The sequence below is a fragment of the Candidatus Erwinia dacicola genome, assembly GCF_001756855.1.
GTDB classification, from domain to species: domain Bacteria; phylum Pseudomonadota; class Gammaproteobacteria; order Enterobacterales; family Enterobacteriaceae; genus Erwinia; species Erwinia dacicola.
In genome coordinates this window covers 1-20,878 of the sequence record NZ_MAYS01000142.1, presented here as the reverse complement: position 1 = coordinate 20,878, position 20,878 = coordinate 1, and the positions used below count along the sequence as shown (strand labels likewise).

At 49.2% G+C, this 20,878-nt stretch carries 22 protein-coding genes; 18 read left to right on the top strand and 4 right to left on the bottom strand.

All coding sequences use genetic code 11. From position 1 onward, the window contains the following. The first annotated feature begins 89 nt into the window (after window positions 1-89). From BBW68_RS04450 to BBW68_RS19520, 17 genes are all read left to right on the top strand, one after another. Window positions 90-323 carry a DUF2560 family protein gene (locus BBW68_RS04450; RefSeq protein WP_070134179.1) on the top strand — a complete coding sequence of 78 codons (234 nt, stop codon included), beginning with the start codon at window positions 90-92 and terminating at the stop codon, window positions 321-323. Between the two features lie 568 nt (window positions 324-891). Further along, window positions 892-1,149 (top strand): hypothetical protein, encoded by a 258-nt coding sequence (locus BBW68_RS04445; protein ID WP_070134178.1) that lies wholly within the window; start codon window positions 892-894, stop codon window positions 1,147-1,149. A gap of 10 nt (window positions 1,150-1,159) precedes the next feature. After that, window positions 1,160-1,492, top strand: coding sequence for a DUF1737 domain-containing protein (locus BBW68_RS04440; protein WP_070134177.1), 333 nt, complete (start codon window positions 1,160-1,162; stop codon window positions 1,490-1,492). 6 nt (window positions 1,493-1,498) lie between these two features. Further along, entirely contained in the window at window positions 1,499-1,924 is a 426-nt protein-coding gene (locus BBW68_RS04435) for a terminase small subunit-like protein (protein ID WP_070134176.1), read from the top strand. Beyond that, the gene (locus BBW68_RS04430; RefSeq protein WP_070134175.1) at window positions 1,921-3,333 is read left to right on the top strand and encodes a PBSX family phage terminase large subunit; all 1,413 of its coding nucleotides are present in this window, start codon (window positions 1,921-1,923) and stop codon (window positions 3,331-3,333) included. Before BBW68_RS04435 ends, BBW68_RS04430 begins: the two co-directional genes overlap by 4 nt. 2 nt (window positions 3,334-3,335) lie before the next feature. Further along, on the top strand, window positions 3,336-5,462 hold the full coding sequence (locus BBW68_RS04425) for a portal protein (RefSeq protein ID WP_070134174.1): 2,127 nt from the start codon (window positions 3,336-3,338) through the stop codon (window positions 5,460-5,462). 13 nt (window positions 5,463-5,475) lie between these two features. Continuing rightward, on the top strand, window positions 5,476-6,357 hold the full coding sequence (locus BBW68_RS04420) for a phage capsid protein (protein WP_070134173.1): 882 nt from the start codon (window positions 5,476-5,478) through the stop codon (window positions 6,355-6,357). Window positions 6,358-6,370: 13 nt separating this feature from the next. Next, window positions 6,371-7,645 carry a P22 phage gp5 family major capsid protein gene (locus BBW68_RS04415; RefSeq protein WP_070134172.1) on the top strand — a complete coding sequence of 425 codons (1,275 nt, stop codon included), beginning with the start codon at window positions 6,371-6,373 and terminating at the stop codon, window positions 7,643-7,645. A 39-nt stretch (window positions 7,646-7,684) separates the two neighbouring features. Continuing rightward, entirely contained in the window at window positions 7,685-7,870 is a 186-nt protein-coding gene (locus BBW68_RS04410) for a hypothetical protein (protein WP_070134171.1), read from the top strand. Beyond that, window positions 7,845-8,327 (top strand): packaged DNA stabilization gp4 family protein, encoded by a 483-nt coding sequence (locus tag BBW68_RS04405; protein ID WP_070134170.1) that lies wholly within the window; start codon window positions 7,845-7,847, stop codon window positions 8,325-8,327. The genes BBW68_RS04410 and BBW68_RS04405 overlap by 26 nt, the downstream gene beginning before the upstream one ends. A gap of 8 nt (window positions 8,328-8,335) precedes the next feature. Then, window positions 8,336-9,757 (top strand): packaged DNA stabilization protein, encoded by a 1,422-nt coding sequence (locus BBW68_RS04400; protein ID WP_070134169.1) that lies wholly within the window; start codon window positions 8,336-8,338, stop codon window positions 9,755-9,757. Next, window positions 9,757-10,482 carry a phage tail protein gene (locus tag BBW68_RS04395; RefSeq protein WP_070134168.1) on the top strand — a complete coding sequence of 242 codons (726 nt, stop codon included), beginning with the start codon at window positions 9,757-9,759 and terminating at the stop codon, window positions 10,480-10,482. Before BBW68_RS04400 ends, BBW68_RS04395 begins: the two co-directional genes overlap by 1 nt. Next, entirely contained in the window at window positions 10,482-10,961 is a 480-nt protein-coding gene (locus BBW68_RS04390) for a DUF2824 family protein (RefSeq protein ID WP_070134167.1), read from the top strand. The genes BBW68_RS04395 and BBW68_RS04390 overlap by 1 nt, the downstream gene beginning before the upstream one ends. Beyond that, on the top strand, window positions 10,936-11,589 hold the full coding sequence (locus BBW68_RS04385; protein WP_070134166.1) for a DNA transfer protein: 654 nt from the start codon (window positions 10,936-10,938) through the stop codon (window positions 11,587-11,589). The genes BBW68_RS04390 and BBW68_RS04385 overlap by 26 nt, the downstream gene beginning before the upstream one ends. 9 nt (window positions 11,590-11,598) lie before the next feature. After that, window positions 11,599-12,993, top strand: coding sequence for a phage DNA ejection protein (locus tag BBW68_RS04380; protein ID WP_070134165.1), 1,395 nt, complete (start codon window positions 11,599-11,601; stop codon window positions 12,991-12,993). After that, window positions 12,993-14,972, top strand: a complete 1,980-nt coding sequence (locus BBW68_RS04375) for a DNA transfer protein (RefSeq protein ID WP_070134164.1) — start codon at window positions 12,993-12,995, stop codon at window positions 14,970-14,972. Before BBW68_RS04380 ends, BBW68_RS04375 begins: the two co-directional genes overlap by 1 nt. A 155-nt stretch (window positions 14,973-15,127) precedes the next feature. After that, the gene (locus tag BBW68_RS19520; protein ID WP_070134163.1) at window positions 15,128-17,008 is read left to right on the top strand and encodes a phage head-binding domain-containing protein; all 1,881 of its coding nucleotides are present in this window, start codon (window positions 15,128-15,130) and stop codon (window positions 17,006-17,008) included. Between the two features lie 37 nt (window positions 17,009-17,045). Here BBW68_RS19520 and BBW68_RS04365 read toward each other — a convergent pair whose 3' ends face one another. From BBW68_RS04365 to BBW68_RS04355, 3 genes are read right to left on the bottom strand one after another with little or no spacing between them, the layout of a single operon-like run. Next, window positions 17,046-18,509, bottom strand: coding sequence for a glucosyltransferase domain-containing protein (locus BBW68_RS04365; RefSeq protein WP_070134162.1), 1,464 nt, complete (start codon window positions 18,507-18,509; stop codon window positions 17,046-17,048). Continuing rightward, entirely contained in the window at window positions 18,506-19,423 is a 918-nt protein-coding gene (locus BBW68_RS04360; protein WP_070134161.1) for a glycosyltransferase family 2 protein, read from the bottom strand. Before BBW68_RS04360 ends, BBW68_RS04365 begins: the two co-directional genes overlap by 4 nt. Further along, on the bottom strand, window positions 19,420-19,782 hold the full coding sequence (locus BBW68_RS04355) for a GtrA family protein (RefSeq protein ID WP_070134160.1): 363 nt from the start codon (window positions 19,780-19,782) through the stop codon (window positions 19,420-19,422). The genes BBW68_RS04360 and BBW68_RS04355 overlap by 4 nt, the downstream gene beginning before the upstream one ends. A gap of 113 nt (window positions 19,783-19,895) precedes the next feature. Between BBW68_RS04355 and BBW68_RS04350 the strand changes: the two genes are divergently transcribed. Continuing rightward, entirely contained in the window at window positions 19,896-20,285 is a 390-nt protein-coding gene (locus BBW68_RS04350) for a HumD family translesion DNA polymerase (RefSeq protein WP_070134159.1), read from the top strand. A 183-nt stretch (window positions 20,286-20,468) separates the two neighbouring features. Here BBW68_RS04350 and BBW68_RS04345 read toward each other — a convergent pair. Further along, a partial coding sequence (locus BBW68_RS04345) for a tyrosine-type recombinase/integrase (RefSeq protein WP_148127534.1) occupies window positions 20,469-20,878 on the bottom strand: 410 nt, incomplete at its 5' end.

Genomic DNA, 20,878 nt, shown 5'->3' with positions numbered 1-20,878 from the left:
TCGCGTCTGTCATAACGCTGGCAGCCTCAACAATCATCCTGATTCTTTCGTTCATCCCCACCACGGGATAACAACCAACGGAGCCAACAATGGCAGACATTACCCAAATGACAGATGCACAGAAACTGAAGCTCGAAGTCTACCGCCTGGTGATGAATGACTCAGCCGCTACCGAAAAAGCCATTGAGTTTATCGCCGGCAACGAGCTGAACTTTGAGCTGTTCAAAGATGCATATGCCAAAACAGCCAATGAAACAACGGCTCTTGCTAAGACCGAGAAAGCAATCCGTGAAGCTAAGGAAGTGTTAGACCTTTTCGCATAAACCGTAAGGGGTATGAGATGGTTATCTATAAAGGCCGGGTTTATGGAATGCCTGGGCCCACAGGATCGCAAGGTCCAACAGGACCTCAAGGACCAACCGGCCCCGCAGGTGCTACTGGTGCAATAGGACCAGCTGGAGCTACCGGTGCCACTGGGTCAATTGGTCCCCAAGGCGTCGGCTTATCTCCTGGTACAGGTATAACCACTGCGGTAACGCTCGGAACCTCATTCCGGGCAACAGACACAACGAAGCCTCACTTCCTCTCTGTGATGATTGATGTTGCCTACTCAATAACACTGGCCGCAACGCTGGCTGATGTTGTCGAGCTATGGGTAGGCCCAGTATCAGTTGACGTTGCTTCAGGTAATACTGCAACAGCCAAGCGAGTTGCTTCATTCAGATCATCACTAACTGGCATAGCAGTATCTATAGGAATGGGCTCAGGTGACCGAGGTCAGTTAACCTGGCTTGTGCCTGCTGGCCATTACTGCGCAGTACGTAGAACAACAGGAACCACAGCAACCATCTCTGAAGTATTCATGCAGCCATTAACGTAAAGGAGTTAACCATGGCGATTAACACATCAATGCTAACGGTTGGCTCTGCATGGATTCAGGTAACTGACGGAACGCAGACTAAAACAGTTCAGGTGCTTTCTGGAGCCGTGCGCTTAGCGGATGCAACAACCAATCCGGGAAATGGCTTCTGGCAGGGTCATATGTTGACCGACAACGACGATAATTGGGCAACGATTACCCCTCCAACTATCGCCTGGATTCGAACCGCTTCAAATGACGGCGACTCAGCCGAAGTCTCTATCAGCTAAAGGAACAATCATGGCAATTACATCTATTCAGACAGCAACGGCTGGCTCTGTCGCTAACCTCGTCACTGTGGTTAAGGCGCATATCGCTGCATCGCGATTCCCGCAAGGCAGTCTACGTGGTGTGCATGCAACTATCAGTAAGACGGAATACTTCCAGGTTGTAGCAGCAGGCGGCACTACAGCAACGGATTACGACATCGTGGTAAGTCAGGATCGCGCTGATTTCACTATCAAGTGCAACGCGAAGATTACTGCTGGCTTCCTTCCTTTGGGTGACATGAGCGTTATTCAGATGGGTCCGGGTCGCACAGTAGAGTACGCACAAGCATTCACTAAGGCGTAATGAACTATGGCGACTGAGAGAAACAAAGGCGGTCGCCCTTCTGATTATCTACCAGAGGTAGCCGCCGACATATGCTCAAGGCTTTCTGATGGTGAAAGCATTCGTTCTATCTGCAAGCATCCTGGCATGCCAGCAAAGGCAACTATCTTTCGCTGGATAGCAGAACATTCCGAGTTTAGAGACCAATACGCGAAAGCTACTGAGAGCCGGGCTGATTCCATCTTTGAAGAAATGATGGATATCGCCGACACGGTAGTTGAAGAAAGCGCTGCGGTATCGAAGGCAAGACTACAAGTTGATACGCGAAAGTGGATCCTTTCACGAATGGCTCCAAAGAAATATGGCGACAAGATTACCAATGAGATAGTCGGCAAGGATGGCGGTGCTATCCAGATTGAAACCTCACCAATGAGTACGCTATTCGGAAAATGACAACGATTAACCCTATCTTCCAACCGTTCATCGAGGCGCATCGCTACAAAGTCGCCAAGGGCGGTCGAGGTAGCGGTAAGTCATGGGCAATAGCAAGATTACTTATAGAGGCAGCAAGGCGTCAGGCGGTTCGAATCCTATGCGCTCGTGAATTGCAGAACAGCATCAGTGACTCAGTAATCAGGTTGCTTGAGGACACAATAGAGCGTGAAGGCTATGCGGCTGAGTTCGAAATACAGCGCTCTATGATTCGACATCTTGGCACTAACGCTGAGTTCATGTTCTACGGCATCAAGAACAATCCAACTAAGATTAAATCCCTTGAAGGTATAGACATCTGTTGGGTGGAAGAGGCTGAGGCTGTAACGAAGGAATCATGGGATATCCTCATCCCAACAATCCGTAAGCCGCACTCTGAAATATGGGTGAGCTTCAACCCGAAGAACATTCTGGATGATACCTATCAGCGCTTTGTTGTTGACCATCCAGATGACATCTGCCTACTGACGGTTAACTACACCGACAACCCGCACTTTCCTGAGGTTCTTCGCCTGGAGATGGAAGAGTGCAAGCGGCGTAACCCTACTCTGTATCGTCACATCTGGCTAGGTGAGCCGGTAAGCGCAAGTGATATGGCAATCATCAGTCGTGAATGGCTGGAAGCGGCCACAGATGCGCACAAGCGCCTTGGATGGAAGGCGAGAGGTGCTGTTATCGCAGCTCACGACCCATCAGACACAGGGCCGGATGCCAAAGGATATGCAATGCGTCACGGCTCAGTGGTTAAGCGGATAGCTGAAGGCACGTTGATGGATGTCAATGAAGGAGCTGATTGGGCTGCCGATTTGGCAGTCGGTGACAACGCAGATCACTTCCTGTTTGACGGAGACGGATTAGGCGCCGGCCTGCGTCGGCAGATAACAGATTCGTTCAGTGGAAAGAAAGTTACCGTGACGATGTTCAAGGGTAGCGAATCGCCATTCGATGAGGATGCGCCATATCAGGCCGGAGCATGGGCTGACGAAGTGGTGCAGGGTGACAACATCCGAACTATCGGTGATGTATTCCGCAATAAGCGAGCGCAGTTCTATTACACGCTGGCTGACAGGCTTTACCTGACGTACCGGGCAGTAGAGCATGGTGAATACGCTGACCCTGACGAAATGCTGAGTTTCGACAAGGAAGCTATCGGCGAGAAGATGCTTGAGAAGTTATTCGCAGAACTCACACAGATACAACGCAAATTCAACGGTAACGGCAAGCTTGAGCTTATGACCAAGGTCGATATGAAGCAGAAGCTTGGAATTCCATCCCCTAACCTGGCAGACGCACTGATGATGTGCATGCACTGCCCGGCATTAGCTTCAGAAGAAACGGACATCTACGTTCCCTCATCCTCCGGTTGGTAAAAATGGCAGAGACATTAGAGAAAAAACATGAGCGCGTCATGCTCAGGTTTGACCGCGCCTATACGCCGCAGCAAGACGTGCGCGAAAAGTGCATTGAGGCTACGCGATTCGCTCGTGTCCCTGGCGGTCAATGGGAAGGAGCAACGGCAGCGGGAACCAAGCTTGATGACCAGTTCGAGAAGTACCCTAAGTTTGAGATTAACAAAGTAGCGACAGAGCTTAACCGCATCATAGCTGAGTATCGCAACAACCGTATCACTGTTAAGTTTCGCCCGGGCGACAAAGAGGCCAGCGAAGAGTTAGCGAACAAGCTGAATGGCCTGTTCCGAGCTGACTACGAAGAGACTGACGGTGGTGAAGCATGTGACAACGCATTCGACGATGCGGCGACAGGCGGCTTTGGTTGCTTCCGCTTAACCTCAATGCTGGTCAATGAATACGACCCGATGGATGAGCGTCAACGCATCGCTATCGAGCCCATCTACGACCCGTCACGCTCCGTCTGGTTCGACCCCGATGCGAAGAAGTATGACAAGTCAGACGCTATGTGGGCGTTCTGCATGTACTCACTCTCACCTGAGAAGTACGAGGCTGAGTATGGCAAGGCGCCTCCGTCATCGCTCGATGTAACGACAATGACAAGCTGGGAGTATGACTGGTTCGAGCCTGAAGTTGTGTACATCGCGAAATACTATGAAGTGCGCAAGGAGTCAGTCGACGTAATCAGTTATCGCCAGCCGCTAACTGGTGAGATTGCCACCTACGACAGCGACCAGATTGAAGACATTCAGGATGAGCTGGCTGTCGCAGGCTTCGAAGAGGTTGCGCGCCGTTCTGTTAAGCGTCGCAGAGTCTATGTCTCAGTGGTTGACGGTCAGAACTTCCTTGAGAAGCCGCGCCGTATTCCTGGTGAGCATATCCCGCTCATCCCGGTATATGGTAAGCGTTGGTTCATTGACGACATAGAGCGAGTAGAGGGGCACATTGCAAAAGCGATGGACCCACAGCGCCTATACAACCTTCAGGTTTCGATGTTGGCTGACACAGCTGCACAAGACCCAGGACAGATCCCTATCGTTGGCATGGAGCAGATACGAGGCCTTGAGAAGCATTGGGAAGCTCGAAACAAGAAACGTCCAGCATTCCTGCCATTGCGTGAAGTGAAGGATAAAGCCGGAAACATCATTGCAGGTGCAACGCCAGCAGGTTACACGCAGCCAGCAGTAATGAATCAGGCTCTGGCGGCATTACTTCAGCAGACCAGTGCTGACATTCAGGAAGTAACCGGTGGCAGCCAGGCAATGCAGCAGATGCCAAGCAACATTGCACAGGAGACAGTTAACAACCTGATGAGCCGCTCTGACATGGCATCGTTCATCTACCTGGACAACATGGCAAAGAGCCTGAAACGTGCAGGTGAGGTCTGGTTGTCCATGGCTCGTGAGGTTTACGGTTCAGATCGCGAGGTTCGTGTCGTCAACGAGGATGGCACTGACGATATCGCACTGATGAATGCGCAGGTTGTCGATCGTCAGACCGGGCGAGTAGTTGCACTGAATGACCTTTCTACTGGTCGATACGATGTCACTGTTGATGTTGGTCCTAGTTACACAGCAAGGAGAGATGCAACGGTAGCTGCGCTGACGAATGTGCTGAACACCATGCTGCCTCAAGACCCCGAAGCTGGCGTTATTCGCGGCTTGATAATGGACAATATGGATGGTGAAGGGCTGGATGATTACAAGGAATACAACCGCAATAAGTTACTCACAGCAGGAGTAGTTAAACCTCGCAACGCTAAAGAGCAGCAGGTTGTCATGCAGGCACAGCAGGCAGCGGCTAACCAGCCCAACCCTGAAATGGTACTTGCTCAGGCTCAGATGGTTGCAGCTCAAGCTGAAGAGAAGAAAGCCGACAACGAGACTCGCAATACGCTTATCAAAGCGTTCACTGCGCAGCAAGATGCTCAGGAAAGCCAGGCCAACGTTGTTTATAAGCTTTCTCAGGCAGAACACATCAATAAACAGGGCGTCATGGATGCTATCAAGCTCCTGAATGAAGTCCTTCAATCGCAACAATCACAAATACCTACATCACCACAGTCACCGGCAGACTCAATGCCGAGCTAAGCAGGAGTAATCAATGGAAAGCGAACTGATCATCGACGGTCAGGTTATTGACCTGTCTGAAAAACAGGAATCAGCCGAAGAAGTAACCACTGAGCAACCGAAAACTGAGGAGCAAGTCCAGGAATCGGAAGCGAAAGAGGAGACCGAGAGTGAACAGGCCGAAGAGCAGCCGGAAGAATACTCCCTGCGCGTCGGTGATGAAGAAATCCCACTAACAGAAGAGGATGACGATCACGTTGATGGTCAGCCTGCTCCTCAATGGGTGAAAGATTTACGCAAGAACAACCGCGAAAAAGATAAAGAGTTACGGGAACTGCGACGTCAGCTTGAGCAAGTCCAATCCAGGCCGACAGAGCAGCAACCACAGCAGCAAACAGACGTCATCCCGCCGAAGCCGACTCTTGAGTCGTGCGAATACGACGAGGAAGCGTTTGAACAAGCAATAACTGACTGGCATGAGAAAAAGAGCCGTGCCGAACAGCAGATGCAGCAGAAAGAACGCCAGCAACAGGAATATCAGCAACGTTTCCAGCAGCGGGTAGAAGCCCATAAGCAGCGAGCCGCCAAACTCCCGGTGAAAGATTACCAGGAGATGGAGGAAATCGTGAGAGCAGAGGTGCCAGACCTGCATAAGGAAATACTGATTCACTGTGCCGACGAAGGCTCAGAACTGATTGCCTACGGGCTAGGTAAGAGCCAGCAACTACGCCAGCGTGTAGCCGCTGAGACAGACCCAATTCGCGCAGCATTCCTCTTAGGTCAGATTAGCAAGCAAGTACATCTTGCACCGAAGCCTAAGAAAGCCATCAAACCAGAGCCGGAAGTTCGAGGTGGCGGCGCTGATGCGAAACAAGACGACTTCAACAAAAAATGTCCCGGCGCAATCATCGAATAAAGGAAACTGCTAAATGGCTACTAACAATCTCGACAGCAACGTCAGTCAAATCGTTCTGAAAAAATTCCTACCGGGCTTCATGTCCGATCTGGTTCTCGCTAAAACCGTAGACCGCCAGTTGCTGGCAGGTGAAATCAACTCCAGCACCGGCGATAGCGTAAGCTTCAAACGTCCGCACCAGTTTGCATCACTTCGTACTGCAACAGGTGATATCTCCGGTCAGGCCAAGAACAACCTGATTTCAGGCAAAGCCACTGGTAAAGTCGGTAACTACATCACCGTAGCGGTCGAATACGGTCAGTTGGAAGAGGCTATCAAGCTGAACCAGTTGGACGAAATTCTGGCTCCAGTTCGTCAGCGCATCGTCACTGACCTGGAGACAGAGCTTGCTAAGTTCATGATGAACAACGGCGCTCTGTCACTTGGCAGCCCGAACACCCCAATCAACAAATGGTCCGATGTTGCGCAGACCGCATCCTTCCTGAAAGACCTTGGAGTTGAGGAAGGCGAGAACTATGCGGTAATGGACCCATGGTCCGCACAGCGCCTGGCTGATGCTCAGTCCGGCCTGCATGCATCTGATCAACTGGTACGCACCGCATGGGAGCAGGCACAGATTGCCTCTAACTTCGGCGGCATCCGTGCGCTGATGTCTAATGGCCTGGCGTCACGTACTCAGGGCGCATTTGGCGGTACGTTGACTGTATCTACCGCGCCGACCGTTACTTACAACGCGGTGAAAGATACCTATCAGTTCACTGTTACACTGGCTGGCGCAACCGCATCTGTTACCGGATTCCTGAAAGCCGGCGATCAGATTAAGTTCACAAACACATACTGGCTGCAACAGCAGAGCAAGCAGGTTCTGTATAACGGCTCAACCCCAATCAGCTTTACCGCTACTGTTCTGGCGGATGCTAACTCCACTGCGGGCGGTGCAGTTACTGTTACGCTGTCTGGCGTCCCAATCTACGACACCACAAACCCTCAGTACAACGCAGTGAGCCGTCAGGTTGCAGCCGGTGATGCCGTAACTGTAATTGGTACTGCCGGTCAGACCATGAAGCCGAACCTGTTCTATAACAAGTTCTTCTGTGGCCTCGGCACCATCCCTCTGCCAAAACTGAATAGCATCGACTCAGCGGTCGCAACCTACGAAGGTTTCTCCATCCGAGTGCACAAATACTCAGACGGTGACGCCAACGTACAGAAAATGCGTTTCGACCTGCTGCCAGCTTATGTGTGCTTTAACCCTCACATGGGCGGTCAGTTCTTCGGCAACCCGTAATCACAAGGGGCTTCGGCCCCTTTCTTTTGAGGAGAAGATATGGATCGCATGAGTGTATTCCTTACCGCAGATAACGAAGCCGGTCATGTTCAGGCTGTTATTGCAGAGAAAGACTTCCCGATTTACGAAAAGCTTGGCTTTGTTGCATCAGTTGATGACCTGAAGCCTGCAACCAAACGCGGACGTAAGGCGGCAGACAATGGCGACGACTCTAACAAAGGGTGAAATTGTACTATTTGCGCTGCGTAAGCCGGCGATTGCTTCAAATGCCACTCTGACTGATGTAGAGCCTCAGTCTGTCGAGGATGCCATTCAGGACCTCGAAAATATGATGTACGAGTGGCAGATTAACCCTGGCGAAGTTGGATATTTATTCGCGGCGGATGGTGAGGAGCCGTTGCCGGACGATGACTCCGGACTGCCGCGCAAATACATGCAGGCTGTGGGTTACCAGTTAATGCTGCGCATTCTTTCTGACTATAACCTTGAGCCATCAGCAAGTGTTCTTACGAACGCCCAGCGCTCTTATGATGCACTTCTGACAGATACCCTTGTAGTTCCATCAATGCGCCGTCGTGGTGACTTCCCTGTTGGTCAGGGGAACAAGTATGACGTCTATACAGTTAACCGTTATTACCCGGGCGACCTGCCACCGATTGACGGTGATGTCCCAAATCCATAGGTGAGTAAATGCCGATTCAGCAATTGCCGTTAATGAAGGGGGTCGGCAAAGACTTCACCAATGCCGATTATGTTGATTTCCTGCCGGTGAACATGCTGGCAACGCCGAAAGAGGTGCTCAACTCTAACGGTTATCTGCGTTCTTTCCCGGGCATTAAGAAGATTCAGGATGTCGCCGGAGTTAGCCGCGGCGCAATGTATAACACGCATGAGAATGCTGTGTATCGGGTATGCGGCGGCAAATTATACAAAAGCGGACAGGTTGAAGGTAGTGTAACTGGCTTAGTCAGGGTGAGTCTGGCATGCAGTTATAACAGCCAGGCGGTTGGTGCTAACGGAACAATGACGCTATTCCGCTATGATGGCACGGTAAAAACGCTGTCAAACTGGGCCGCATCCACCGGATATGTCCAGTATGAGCTCGGCAGTTTGCGGGATATGTGTCGAAATCGCTCTCGCTACATCTGGAGCAAAGACGGAACAGATTCCTTCTTCGTGAGTGACCTTGAGGACGAGTCCAAGCCCGACCGTTACGCTGCTGAATACCGGGCAGAGAGCCAGCCGGACGGAATCATCGGCATAGATAACTGGCGTGACTTCGTGGTTTGCTTTGGAACATCGACGATCGAGTATTTCAACCTTACAGGGAACGCATCTGCGGTTGGTGTAGCAATTTACCAGTCTCAGCCATCGATGATGGTGCAGAAGGGTATTGCCGGCACTTACTGCAAAACGAAATATGCCGACACCCACGCAATCATCAGTCACCCAGCAACCGGAGCGCCCTCGGTATATCTGATTAACTCAGGCGCTGTTCAGCAGATTGCTACATCAACTGTAGAGAAAATCCTCCAGAGTTACAGCGCTGACGAGTTGGCTTCCGCTTACATGGAAACAACACGCTTTGAGGCTCACGAGTTACTGCTGATTCACCTACCACGGCATGTGATGGTTTATGACGGATCAGTTAATCAAGGCGGGGCGCAGTGGGCAATTCTCAAAACAGGCTTCAACGACGACGTTTATCGTGCTGTAGACCTGGTGTATGAGGGCAACACAATAACATGTGGCGACAAGCTAACCGGTCAGCTTGGCGTGATGGATAAGTCAATTTCCAGCCAGTACACAGAGCAGCAAGAGCATTTGCTTTACACGCCGCTATTCAAGGCAGATAACGCCAGAGTATTCGACTTTGAGCTTGAATCCAGTACAGGCGTATCACAGTTCGCAGAGCGCATGTTTATCTCGGCAACCACGGACGGGATTAACTACGGTCGTGAACAGATGATTCCATGGAATGCGCCTTTCAGATATGACCAGAGAGCTATCTGGAAACGCCTTGGTCGTATCCGCAAGAACATCGGATTCAAGATACGAATTATAACCTCATCGCCCGTTACGCTTAGCGGGTGCCAGGTAAGGATAGAGTGATGGCAGATGAACCGCAAAAGGTTAACGTGCAATCGCGTCGCGTTGACTCTTCAATCCTTCCCAACACATTCAGCCAACCGTATCGCCTCTACATTATCCAGCAAAACACCGACATGCTCAGCATCGCAAACGCTGCTAACAATGCTGGCGAGCTTGCTTATGAGGCAACGGTAAAGAACGAGCAGCAGGATGTGACTCTGGCGGATCATGAAAGCAGGATTTCAGCGTTACGTGTAGAAGTGGATGATCATGAAATTCGGATTTCAGGTAACACGTCGGCTATCACGGCTCTAACGCTTCGCGTCAGCACAGCGGAAGGCAACATTACCACCCTACAGGCTGATGTTTCTACCCTGCAAACAAACGTATCATCGCTAACCACACGAGTTACCGCGGCAGAGGGAAATATAACCACCCTGCAAGGTGACTACGTTTCAAAAACCACTGCGGCATCGCAAACACTGGCATCCCCACTTAACGTATCGACCTCTTACTCTGTTGGCGGAACTAAGGTTGTCGGCGCACGCAACACAGGCTGGACAGCATCAACAGGCACCGCATCTAAAGCCGGGATAAATGGAAGCACGACGTACACAGTCAGCGCCACATACACGCAGTCAGAAGTTCAGGCCATAGCAACAGGCCTACAGCAGGTTAGGCAGCTTGCAGTGGCCTTACAGACAGCATTAGGAGCAACATCCGGTCACGGGTTGATAAACGCATAATGCATATAAAGCTCATTGATAATCCGGTGAAGCTTGCAGAATTTCTCAATAACCCAGAAAACACAGGAAACATCGTCGATAGCGGGGAAAAGTACTTCATCAAGCCCGATGCAGTATATCTCGGCATCTACGAAGGCGTTTTATTGGCTGGCGTTCATGAAGTGCGTAACTTCTGGCACAGCGTTGTTGAATGTCACGCTATCTACTCTCCTGGCTTTCGCGGTGAATATGCCCTCAGTGGTCACCGGTTATTCTGCAAATGGCTTCTCGATAATTCCCCATTCCTGAACAGCGTTACCATGGTTCCAGACACTACAAAATACGGACGTGCGCTAATACGCCTGCTTGGTGCAACGCGTATCGGTCATCTCGATGATGCGTACATGAGCAATGGGAAACCTGTCGGAATCACCCTCTATCAATTACCTCGCTCGAAATATGAGGAGCTATTAAATGCTAATTCATCAAATTGCCAATAAGCACCTCAACAAAGCGGTGTATCAGAAAGGTGGCGGTGATAACGGAGCCGGTGCGCAAGCTGATGCTACGAAAAAGGGTATCGAGTTACAGCGTGAGATGTGGCAAACGAACATGCAGAACCTTGCACCGTTCACTCCACTTGCACAGCAATACGTATCTCAGCTGCAAAACCTTTCAACGCTTCAGGGGCAGCAGTCAGCACTTAACAGTTACTATGGTTCAAAGCAATATCAGGACCTCGCCAATCAGGCTCGATATCAGAGTCTTAACGCTGCCGAAGCAACTGGCGGACTTGGCTCTACCGCAACAAGCAATCAGTTAGCCACCATCGCGCCTACGTTAGGGCAAAACTGGCTTTCAGGTCAGATGAATAACTACCAGAACCTGGCAAATATTGGTCTCGGTGCGCTTACCGGGCAGGCTACGGCAGGGCAGAACTACGCCAACAATGCTAGTCAGTTGTATCAGCAGCAGGCTAACGCAGCAGCAGCCAATGCTAACCGCCCTTCAGGTTTGCAGACAGCACTTGGCGGAGCGGCATCAGGCGCAGCAATCGGAACATCAATCATGCCTGGCTGGGGTACAGCAATTGGTGCAGGTATTGGCGCGCTAGGTTCACTTTTCTAAGGGGAAATCATGGCTACATGGCAGCAGTCAGGTAACCCGGGCGGGTTGCTGGCAAGTCTTGGCGGGGTAAACACAAACGCACCACAAGCCAGTGATGCAAACGCAGCTCTCGCCTTCATTCGTCAAAATAATGAAGACGAACGCTCAGGCCGCAACAACATTGGTTTGCAGGCATTGCAGGGCATTGGCTCAGTGATGGATATCTACAATCAGCAGGAGCAGGCTCAGCGAAAGCAGCAATTCCAGCAGGCTTATGGTCAGGCCTACGAGTCAGGTGATCGCAATGCTATGCGACAACTGGCCGCACAATACCCTGACCAGGTAGATGCTGTACGTAACGGCATGAAGTTTGTCGATGAAGACCAGCGCGCTACAGTTGGCAATCTTGCAGCCGCAGCCCGTCTCGCTGCAACTTCACCAGAAGCAATGGGCGCATGGTTACAGAACAACTCGGCAGACCTGCAACGAGTAGGATTGGACCCGGCTGACATCGCTCAAACCTACCAGCAGAACCCGAAACAGTTTGGTGAGTTTGTAGACCATCTGGGCATGGCGGCGCTTGGTCCTGTTGATTACTTCAATGCTCAGGACAAAATCGTTGGTCAGGCGCTAAACAGAGATAAGCTCAACGAAACTATCCGTAGCAATCAGGCTGGAGAGTCTTTACAACGACGTGGCCAAGATATTACTGCACGAGGTCAGGATATCTCAGCAGAGACAGCGCGCCGAGGTCAGGATATGGCCAATCAACGCGCAAATGCATCCGGCAATGCAGGTGCTGACGGGCGCACAGTCCAACTTTCAGATGGTCGTACCGTGCAAATCGTCGGCAAGCTTCATGGTGCTGGCCAGAACGCTTTCTATGAGGGCGTAGACAATGCAGGAAACACCGTTCGCGTACCAGCAAGCTCAATTGCTGCACCGGCAACATCGGCAGCTTCTGCGCAGAATTACGCGATGTCTAAAGACCTGAACGCAATCCTGAACGCACCAACTGAGAAGCTTGACTTCATGACTGGCGTAACGGGCGGTAACGGGTCTCCATCATGGGATGCTGAAGTTCGCAGTCGTCTTGGTGGCGGCGAGCAGCGTCAACTATTCAATGCCACAAAGCGCATTCAAGGCAAGATGCAGAACCAGGGCATTGCAGCCGCAAGGGATATGGGCGCGTCAGGCATCAACACCGTAGCAGAAGCGAAGATGTATTTTCAGGGTATGCCTCAGGTCGACTACTCAAGCCCGGAAGCAATGCAGCAATCTCTGCGCGACATTCAGCAGTACACCGACAACTACAACCAGCAGTACAGCGTAGACGTTGGTAATCGCAGTGCGCAGTCACAGCCTTCACGACCAGCACAGCAACCGCAGCAAAGCACAGGCTTCTCTTCACTATGGGGTGACTAATGGCTAAGGCATGGAAAGACGTTATTGCCTCTAAGCAGTATCAGGCATTGGCACCAGAGCAAAAAGCACAGGCGCAGGAGCAATACTTCAATGAGGTAGTGGCTCCACAGGCTGGCAGCAATGCAGAGCAGGCTAAACAGGCGTTCTATGCTGCATATCCAGTTCCTTCAGCAGAGTCTCAGCAGGCACAGCAACCGCAGCAGGAAGCTCAAGCACAAGATCAAGGCGGATTCCTGTCCGACCTGGGTAACGCGGCAGCAGAAACAGGGCGTGGATTGCTTCAGGCCGGCGTTAACCTGGCAAACATCCCGGCATCAATGGCTGATGCTGTAGCGAGCGCAGGGGCATGGGCTGGAAATAAGTTGGGCCTTGGTGATGGGACATACCAGCCAGCACCTCGCGTAACCACGGAAGGTTTGGCGCAGGATTTAGGCCTTCAGCAGGGCGCACTTACCCCGCAGACGACAGAGGGTAAAATCTTCGCCGAAGCATTGCCATACCTGACGCCTGTAGGTGCTGAGAGAATTGCCACTCAAGCTCCGACGATTGCCGGTCGAGTAGCGCAAGGAGCATCACGCTTACTGGCAGAAAACGCAGTAGGCTCGATGGCTGCGAATAGCGAACAGAATGACCCCTCATCACTGGCTACCGACCTTGGCACTGGCGTCGTATTGGGTGGCGCTATTAATCAGCTTGGGCGCGTTGCTGGCGCTGCTTATCGTGGTGTAAAGGGCGCAATCTCTCCTGAAGCGCAGCAGGCTATCCGATTCGCCAATTCTGCGGACGTTCCGCTTCATACAACAGACGTATTGCAGCCAAATTCCCGCGTTGGACGAATGGCGCAGACCACAGCGGAAAATGTTCCTTTCGCCGGCACAAGCTCAATGCGAGCAAATCAGCAGGAGGCCCGCAGCCAACTGGTGAATGAATACGCGTCTCGCTTTGGTGAATATGACCCGTCCATAGTAATTGGCAGCCTCAAATCCAAAGCCGCTGGTATCAAACAGGCAGCCGGAAATCGGCTTGAACAAGTCCAGAACGCCATGACTGGAGTAACAATACAGCCTACCAGAGCGCTACAGCAGATTGATGACGAGATAGCCAGCCTTCAAAAGCTCGGCAAAGTCTCAGACACGGACACCATCAGCAAGCTCCAGGCATATCGTGATGAGCTGGCTGGCGGTAATGTTGATTTGCAGCAACTAAGTAACTTACGGAGTCAATTCAGGCAGGATGTTAAGGGTGAGCGCGTCGTTATGCCTAATCGTTCAGATGCAGCTATTCAGCGCGTCTATAGGGCTATGACCGGAGACATTGATAGCTCTATTGGTCAGAACCTAGGGAACGATACATTGCGCCGCTACAAGCAGGCTAACGCTGTTTACGCAGATGAGGCAAGCAAACTCCAGAATACGCGCCTGAAGAACGTTCTGATGAAAGGTGACCTGATGCCTGAGGTCGTAAACAACATGCTTTTCAGTAAGAACAAATCCGAAGTTCAGAATCTCTACAACTCTGTAGGTCAGGTTGGTCGAGCTCAGATGCGTAACGGCATTATCGGCAAGGCGATGGAGAAATCTGGCGGCTCACCTGACCAGTTCCTGCGACAGGTTAACCTGATGTCTAACCAGACTGGAATTGCGTTTAAAGGTCGTGATGCTGCTTATCTGAAAGGGCTGAAGAACTACCTGGAGTCAACGAAGAGGGCGGGGCAGGCAGGAGTTACAACACCAACCGGTCAACAGACCATCCCATTCATTATGGGCATTGGCACCGTGACGAATCCAGCTTTGATTGGAGTTGGTGGCGGGTATGGATTGCTTGCAAGGATGTATGAGAGCGAGCCAGCACGTAATGCGATGCTTCGCCTGGCAAATACCCCTAGAGGCTCTACTGCGTTCGAGAAAGCGTTATCTGACGTCGAGCGCATTGTTAACTCATTCGCTCAGGGTGCTAAATCTGAAGCTCTAAGTGAATAGAGCGACACCAACACAGATGCCGAAAATTAAGAAAGCAAAGTTCAACCAGTCTCGTTCCATAAATCCTCCACTCTTTTAAACAATTATAACCGACCTTAACGCAACGCTGCGCAAGTTTTAGCTTGTGCGGCTTTGCTGCGCCCGGAGCAAAGTAAATGTCAGATATCACCGCAAATGTTGTAGTGAGTATGCCTAGCCAGTTATTCACTCTGGCGCGTTCATTCAAGGCAGCTGCAAACGGAAAAATCTACATAGGCCTGATTGACACTGACCCAACCATCCCGTCAAACCAGATTCAGGTATACATTGAAAACGAGGATGGTGAACCCGTCCCCGTGTCGCAACCTATCATCATTAACGCAGGTGGATTTCCGGTATACAACGGAAACATCACAAAGTTCGTCACTGTACAAGGCCATTCAATGGCAGTATATGACGCTTATAATGTACTGCAATTTTATTATCCAAACGTTCTTGGATATGAGCCAGACCAGTTCAAGCAAGAGCTGCAAAGCAGCAACGGCGCATCTATGGTTGGCACTAACCACCGCGGTACACTTCAGCAAGACCTGGACGTAATCGATATCAGAACTTCAGGGCAGCCGATCAGTGCATTGCTGGCGGCTGGTAGCGATGTAGAGATTGATACTCAATTGAGTTCGACTGCCGTTACGCAAGCTGACACATCGGTATTAGGGCATAAAGGCGGAAGTATAGTTGCCACTAAGGGGAGCATTGGCCTAAATCTAAGTGCAGATAATCAGACAGCAAACGGGCTGAATATTACTGGTGCAGGAGATGTCGCCCCCGCCGATACAACTCCAACATATTTACTTCGTTATGGTGATGATAACCGAGGCGCTGCCATTCTCAGCAGCAGATTTAAACTTGCGACAATGGGCGTGCATATTCGCAAGGCTTTCGATGCTATCGTGTTTAATTCACGTTCAGAAGGAATGGTGTATCACCCATCACTAAATGCGGGTGGATATGCGATCCTTACTGAAGGTGCTGAGAATACGCTCATTCTAGGCGGTTCAAGTAAAGGCACAACCAACGACAGACATGCCATTTATATATCAAATGAGCCAACCCTTAGACCAAACAAGGACGTCAGGATAATTGGCTACCGCGCTGATTACACAGGGGCAAATACTGGCGGCGTTGATGGCGCTCGAAACATGCCTATGATTAACGTTAGAATTGTTGACGGATTAATCATCGACGATTGTCAGCTTCGTGGAGGTGGGCAAGGAATAATCGTTTTAAACAATTTAGGTGTTCCACAGCGAGTAACTATTACGAATAATCAAGTTATTGATATTACTAAAGCTTCAGCTGATGATGGTTGCACCGGAATAGCTACTACATTTACTACAGGAAATGGCCCTATCGCAGGGATGCTTATTGCTAACAACCAGATATCAGTTAAGCGAGCGAGTGGAGTTACAGATGGAGCGCGCAGACCAATTGGGATTAGTTTATCCAATGTAAGGCAGGCTGTGGTATCTTCAAATATTGTATCAACCCCGCCAGATTCCTATCCATTGGTATTGGATAGTTGCCGTGATGTGAATATTAATAACCTAATTGCGTTGCCCGCGACAGGAACAGGAACTGCTTTAGAGGTAATTCGGTTTGAAGGTGTTAGTCAGGATATAAACGTCAGTCAGATAGCCTTCCCAAACAGGCCTGGTGTTTTTTCAGGATTAGATAATGTTACAAATCTGACCGTTGATTTTCCGCGTAAGCTTACAATTGTTTCTACCAATGGTACCATTACAAGCTCAGACCCAAACTCACTAATGTCTTCTGTTAGTGCTACTGGTACAGGTGAAATAACAATCGTATTTAAAGCGCACGTAACAACACAAGCTCTTGATAATGCGACGGTGAGAGGTAACAGAATTGCCGGGCCACATGTTTTTGCCAACAGAACAGCCAAGTCATTGGTCTGTAGTATATACACCACATCTGGAGGCCTTGTGCCCTTGAGTGCATCCACTGTAGGTATTGACATAGTTTTATTCAGCTAGGAAAAAGGTTGGTGATATCACCAACCTTATCTAGATGCTAATTACATTTACTAAAATCAAATAACATCGTTTTATCTTTTACAATTACAGTATAAAATTTATTTGCGGTTACTTTTTCTCTGCAACCATCAGTTATTGTTTTGCTAATATCAATATTTGAATCATATATAACTTCTGGGCCTAGTTTTCTTAGATAAAAAGATCCAAACATCCAGTCTGGGCGAATGTAGCTTGGAACAATATGTTTCATTATCCCAAACCTGTTAGTAATTAGATCTAACGTAGGAGCCATAGAAACAGACCCATTAAATCTAACCTTATTTATATGACCATCATATTTAACAATATCTTGCGCCATTAATGAGAAAATGAAATCTTCCTTTTGCTTTTGTGCGCTTAAGGCATTTCCATATGCATACATTTGAATGTATGAACTTGCAAGCACCAATATGGGAATAAAAACTATTTTACCATTAAGGACTGTAGACGTGTTGTAAACTATAAATAGCATTACAGCTATAAAACCTATAAACACACGTGGGTAATATACAGGATGGTTAAGAAAAAACATCATTCCAATGATTGCAAAGATCAACGTTGATATTGACCCGGCAATGAGTACGCAATATATAAGAAATGATTTTTTTTGTTTGATGCCTGGTGTTATTACAATGAAAGCAGACGCGAAGGATATTACAAAAGATGCCAAGAATAAGATACCAAACCAACCGCTAAATGTATCAATAAAAACCTTCAAGAAATTATCTAGGTTTGAATAAATTACTGGTAATGAATCTGAGCTTATTTCAACCGTTTCACTATGCGCTACGCTATATCCTCCTGAAACGAACATTTCAGCAACAAGTAATTTATATGCTACCATTCCAATAAATAACGTTGCGACTGACGCGCTCACATATATAAAGAAAGTCTTAACTCCATTTCTTTGTAGAATCACTAAAGCACAGAGACATACAACCCCAATATATGCATTAACCGATGCCTGATATAAGCTAAGCATCGCAGTAATAGTTATAGAGGAAATGATGAATTTGGTTTTTGAAAATCTATCAAGAAGAATTGAGGCGGCTACAATGGCACTTGAAACAGATAGACCCATCGTAAAAGCGTCATATCTATAAGAAAGATTCTGAATATAGAAAGGGCTGCATAAGATTGACAGTGAAACGAGAATGGCTGGTAATTTTTTATTTATACCAATGTTTTTGGACAAATAAAAACCAGAAGTGATGATTGTTATTGCACTTAAAATTAATGGCATAGGGGCTATGTCTATAACTCCGCCGAACCCCATTGTTAAAATAATCCACTCTGCCAATGGCCTGCCATTGTCTAGCCATCTCGCGTAACCCCCAACGCTCCTAGAAATATCGTCAATATAATAACAATTAGCCAATAATAGAGGAAGTATATAGAGAATCGATAATACAATAGCGGTAACGTAGCCGTTGTTTTTAGCGTATATTATGAAATTCTTCATTTCATTCCCTTCAAGATGTAGCGAGGACGTTTCTTAACCTCGACGTAAATTCTTCCGATGTACTCCCCGAGCACCCCAATGCCAATCAGTTGTATGCCACCAAGGAATAGAATAGACACCAGCAATGATGGATACCCGCGAACAGCATTACCAAATGCAAGTGTGTCAATAATCATCCATGCACCGTACAGGAATGCAGCTACGGCAACGAACAAGCCAATGTAAGTCCACATGCGCAACGGGAAAGTAGAGAAGCTGGTAATTCCCTCAAGCGCCAGGTTCCACAACTTCCAACCGTTAAATTTCGTACTCCCTGCGATGCGTTCTGCGCGTGCATATTCAACGACATCTGTACGGCCACCAACCCAGCTCAGTACACCCTTCATAAACAGGTTGCGCTCTGGCATGAGTTTGATGTTTTCGACCACCTCGCGAGACATCAGGCGGAAGTCACCAACGTTTTCCTCGATCTGCGGGTTACTGATTTTGTTGTGCAACTTATAGAACCATTCAGCGGTCTTGCGCTTCAGCCTGCCATCAGTGGAGCGGTCAGAGCGCTTGGCAAGAACCATATCTGCCCCGGCCTGCCACTTCTCGATCAGGTGCGGAATGACTTCGATAGGATCCTGTAAGTCTACGTCAATCGGGATAATCGCTTCACCTGTCGCATGGTCGAGACCGGCGAACAGAGCTGGTTCTTTCCCAAAGTTACGAGTGAATGACAGTGGAACAACAAGTGGATCGGCAACAGCAAGCGCGTTGATAATTGATTCTGTCGCGTCTTTACTGCCGTCATTGATGAAGACTATCTCGACTTCATGCTGCTTAAGGCCTTCAAATTCCCGAACGGTTTTATAGAAGATAGGAATTGCTTCTTCTTCATTAAATACCGGAACGACCAGAGAAATTTTCATTTCGCATCCCTAAAGACAATGAACTTTGAATAGATGAACCCGCACACCAGACTGATGGCAGAGAAGAGAATGAGAGTCACGATCGGAGCCATGCCAGACTTATCAGCGCACCATCCAACAGCGGCGCTAAGCGTCCCCATAAAGCCAACGTAGAGCATGTAGCGCATGGTGGTAGTCGAGGACTTAAACGTGAACCTGGCGTTTGCAAAGAAACTGAAAGACGCTGCCACGACGAATCCAGCGAAGTTGCCAAGTGCCTGACCTGTATGGAATGCGTAAATGCAAACAGCGAACACGACCCAATGTATGAGCGTATTGATGACACCTATTGATGTGTACTTGGCGAATAACTTTAACATGATAAAAATCAGTGAATTCTGAAAGGTCTGAAGTGTAGCACCACAAAGTCTATTGATCGATACCGCCGATCGATAATACTGTATACATATACAGTAACTATCGGAGGTGAGTTATGGGGTTCCCGAGTCCAGCTGCTGATTACGTTGAAGCGCGCCTGTCACTTGATGAGGCGCTTATCCAGAAACCTGCGGCTACGTACTACATGCGAGCGGGCGAGACCATCTACCGCTGCGGGATTATGAAGGATGCGCTGCTTGTGATTGATTCGTCGCTTAAGCCATGTGACGGCTCGCTGCTTATCTGTGACTGCAACGGTGAGTTCAAAGTAAAGAGGTATCGCACATATCCGCAGCCGCATCTTGAGAATGTGGCTAACGGGAGAAAGGAGAGGCTGCCTGGCAACGACGAGGGTATCAGCGGAGCGCTACCAATATTTGGAGTCATCACTTATATCATCAACGATGCACGCTCTGGAGAGTTTGATGACTGCCCGGTGATGTGAGACAGAAATGGGACACACAAAGCTTTGCATCGGTTTGCAAGGCTTTGCATGTTTTACCAAGATGGGACGTGTGAGCGCCGTAGTGATGGGGTAAGTTGTTGTTAGCTCAGCTAGTTCCAGGAACTTCTAAGCCGCAGGTCACAGGTTCGAATCCTGTAGGGCGTGCCATTTAAAATCAATGGGTTATGCTAACTTCAAACCTACCCGATTTTCACCTTGCGTCGTATTTGTGTCGTGACTACCTAAAAGTGAGTCAATTTTACGCGCATGTTCGGTCAGGTGGTTTGGTGCCAGGTGTGCATACCTGCGTACCATTTCTATTGATTCCCACCCTCCCATTTCCTGCAAAGCAGAAAGTGGAACACCAGACTGAATCAACCAGCTTGCCCAGGTGTGGCGCAAATCATGGAAACGGAAATCGTCTATACCTGCACGTTTAAGTCCGACTTTCCATGCGCTATTATCGTCACATCGCATTTTATGTACAGCGGGCGTCTTGGTGCCGTCTGCTCTCGTCGCTGCTTTGGTATGAACAAACACCCAGCGAGAATGCTTTCCAATCTGACCTTTCAACACCGGGTCGAGTCCGTCAA

Bases quoted from the DNA above. Each gene is read 5' to 3' on its own strand.
- BBW68_RS04450 (WP_070134179.1), top strand. From the start codon at position 90: ATGGCAGACATTACCCAAATGACAGATGCACAGAAACTGAAGCTCGAA.
- BBW68_RS04400 (WP_070134169.1), top strand. From the start codon at position 8,336: ATGCCGATTCAGCAATTGCCGTTAATGAAGGGGGTCGGCAAAGACTTC.
- BBW68_RS04380 (WP_070134165.1), top strand. From the start codon at position 11,599: ATGGCTACATGGCAGCAGTCAGGTAACCCGGGCGGGTTGCTGGCAAGT.
- BBW68_RS04350 (WP_070134159.1), top strand. From the start codon at position 19,896: ATGGGGTTCCCGAGTCCAGCTGCTGATTACGTTGAAGCGCGCCTGTCA.
- BBW68_RS04425 (WP_070134174.1), top strand. From the start codon at position 3,336: ATGGCAGAGACATTAGAGAAAAAACATGAGCGCGTCATGCTCAGGTTT.
- BBW68_RS04360 (WP_070134161.1), bottom strand. From the start codon at position 19,423: ATGAAAATTTCTCTGGTCGTTCCGGTATTTAATGAAGAAGAAGCAATT.
- BBW68_RS04365 (WP_070134162.1), bottom strand. From the start codon at position 18,509: ATGAAGAATTTCATAATATACGCTAAAAACAACGGCTACGTTACCGCT.
- BBW68_RS04420 (WP_070134173.1), top strand. From the start codon at position 5,476: ATGGAAAGCGAACTGATCATCGACGGTCAGGTTATTGACCTGTCTGAA.
- BBW68_RS04440 (WP_070134177.1), top strand. From the start codon at position 1,160: ATGGCAATTACATCTATTCAGACAGCAACGGCTGGCTCTGTCGCTAAC.
- BBW68_RS04385 (WP_070134166.1), top strand. From the start codon at position 10,936: ATGCTAATTCATCAAATTGCCAATAAGCACCTCAACAAAGCGGTGTAT.
- BBW68_RS04390 (WP_070134167.1), top strand. From the start codon at position 10,482: ATGCATATAAAGCTCATTGATAATCCGGTGAAGCTTGCAGAATTTCTC.
- BBW68_RS04355 (WP_070134160.1), bottom strand. From the start codon at position 19,782: ATGTTAAAGTTATTCGCCAAGTACACATCAATAGGTGTCATCAATACG.
- BBW68_RS04405 (WP_070134170.1), top strand. From the start codon at position 7,845: ATGGCGACGACTCTAACAAAGGGTGAAATTGTACTATTTGCGCTGCGT.
- BBW68_RS19520 (WP_070134163.1), top strand. From the start codon at position 15,128: ATGTCAGATATCACCGCAAATGTTGTAGTGAGTATGCCTAGCCAGTTA.
- BBW68_RS04415 (WP_070134172.1), top strand. From the start codon at position 6,371: ATGGCTACTAACAATCTCGACAGCAACGTCAGTCAAATCGTTCTGAAA.
- BBW68_RS04430 (WP_070134175.1), top strand. From the start codon at position 1,921: ATGACAACGATTAACCCTATCTTCCAACCGTTCATCGAGGCGCATCGC.
- BBW68_RS04375 (WP_070134164.1), top strand. From the start codon at position 12,993: ATGGCTAAGGCATGGAAAGACGTTATTGCCTCTAAGCAGTATCAGGCA.
- BBW68_RS04410 (WP_070134171.1), top strand. From the start codon at position 7,685: ATGGATCGCATGAGTGTATTCCTTACCGCAGATAACGAAGCCGGTCAT.
- BBW68_RS04445 (WP_070134178.1), top strand. From the start codon at position 892: ATGGCGATTAACACATCAATGCTAACGGTTGGCTCTGCATGGATTCAG.
- BBW68_RS04435 (WP_070134176.1), top strand. From the start codon at position 1,499: ATGGCGACTGAGAGAAACAAAGGCGGTCGCCCTTCTGATTATCTACCA.
- BBW68_RS04395 (WP_070134168.1), top strand. From the start codon at position 9,757: ATGGCAGATGAACCGCAAAAGGTTAACGTGCAATCGCGTCGCGTTGAC.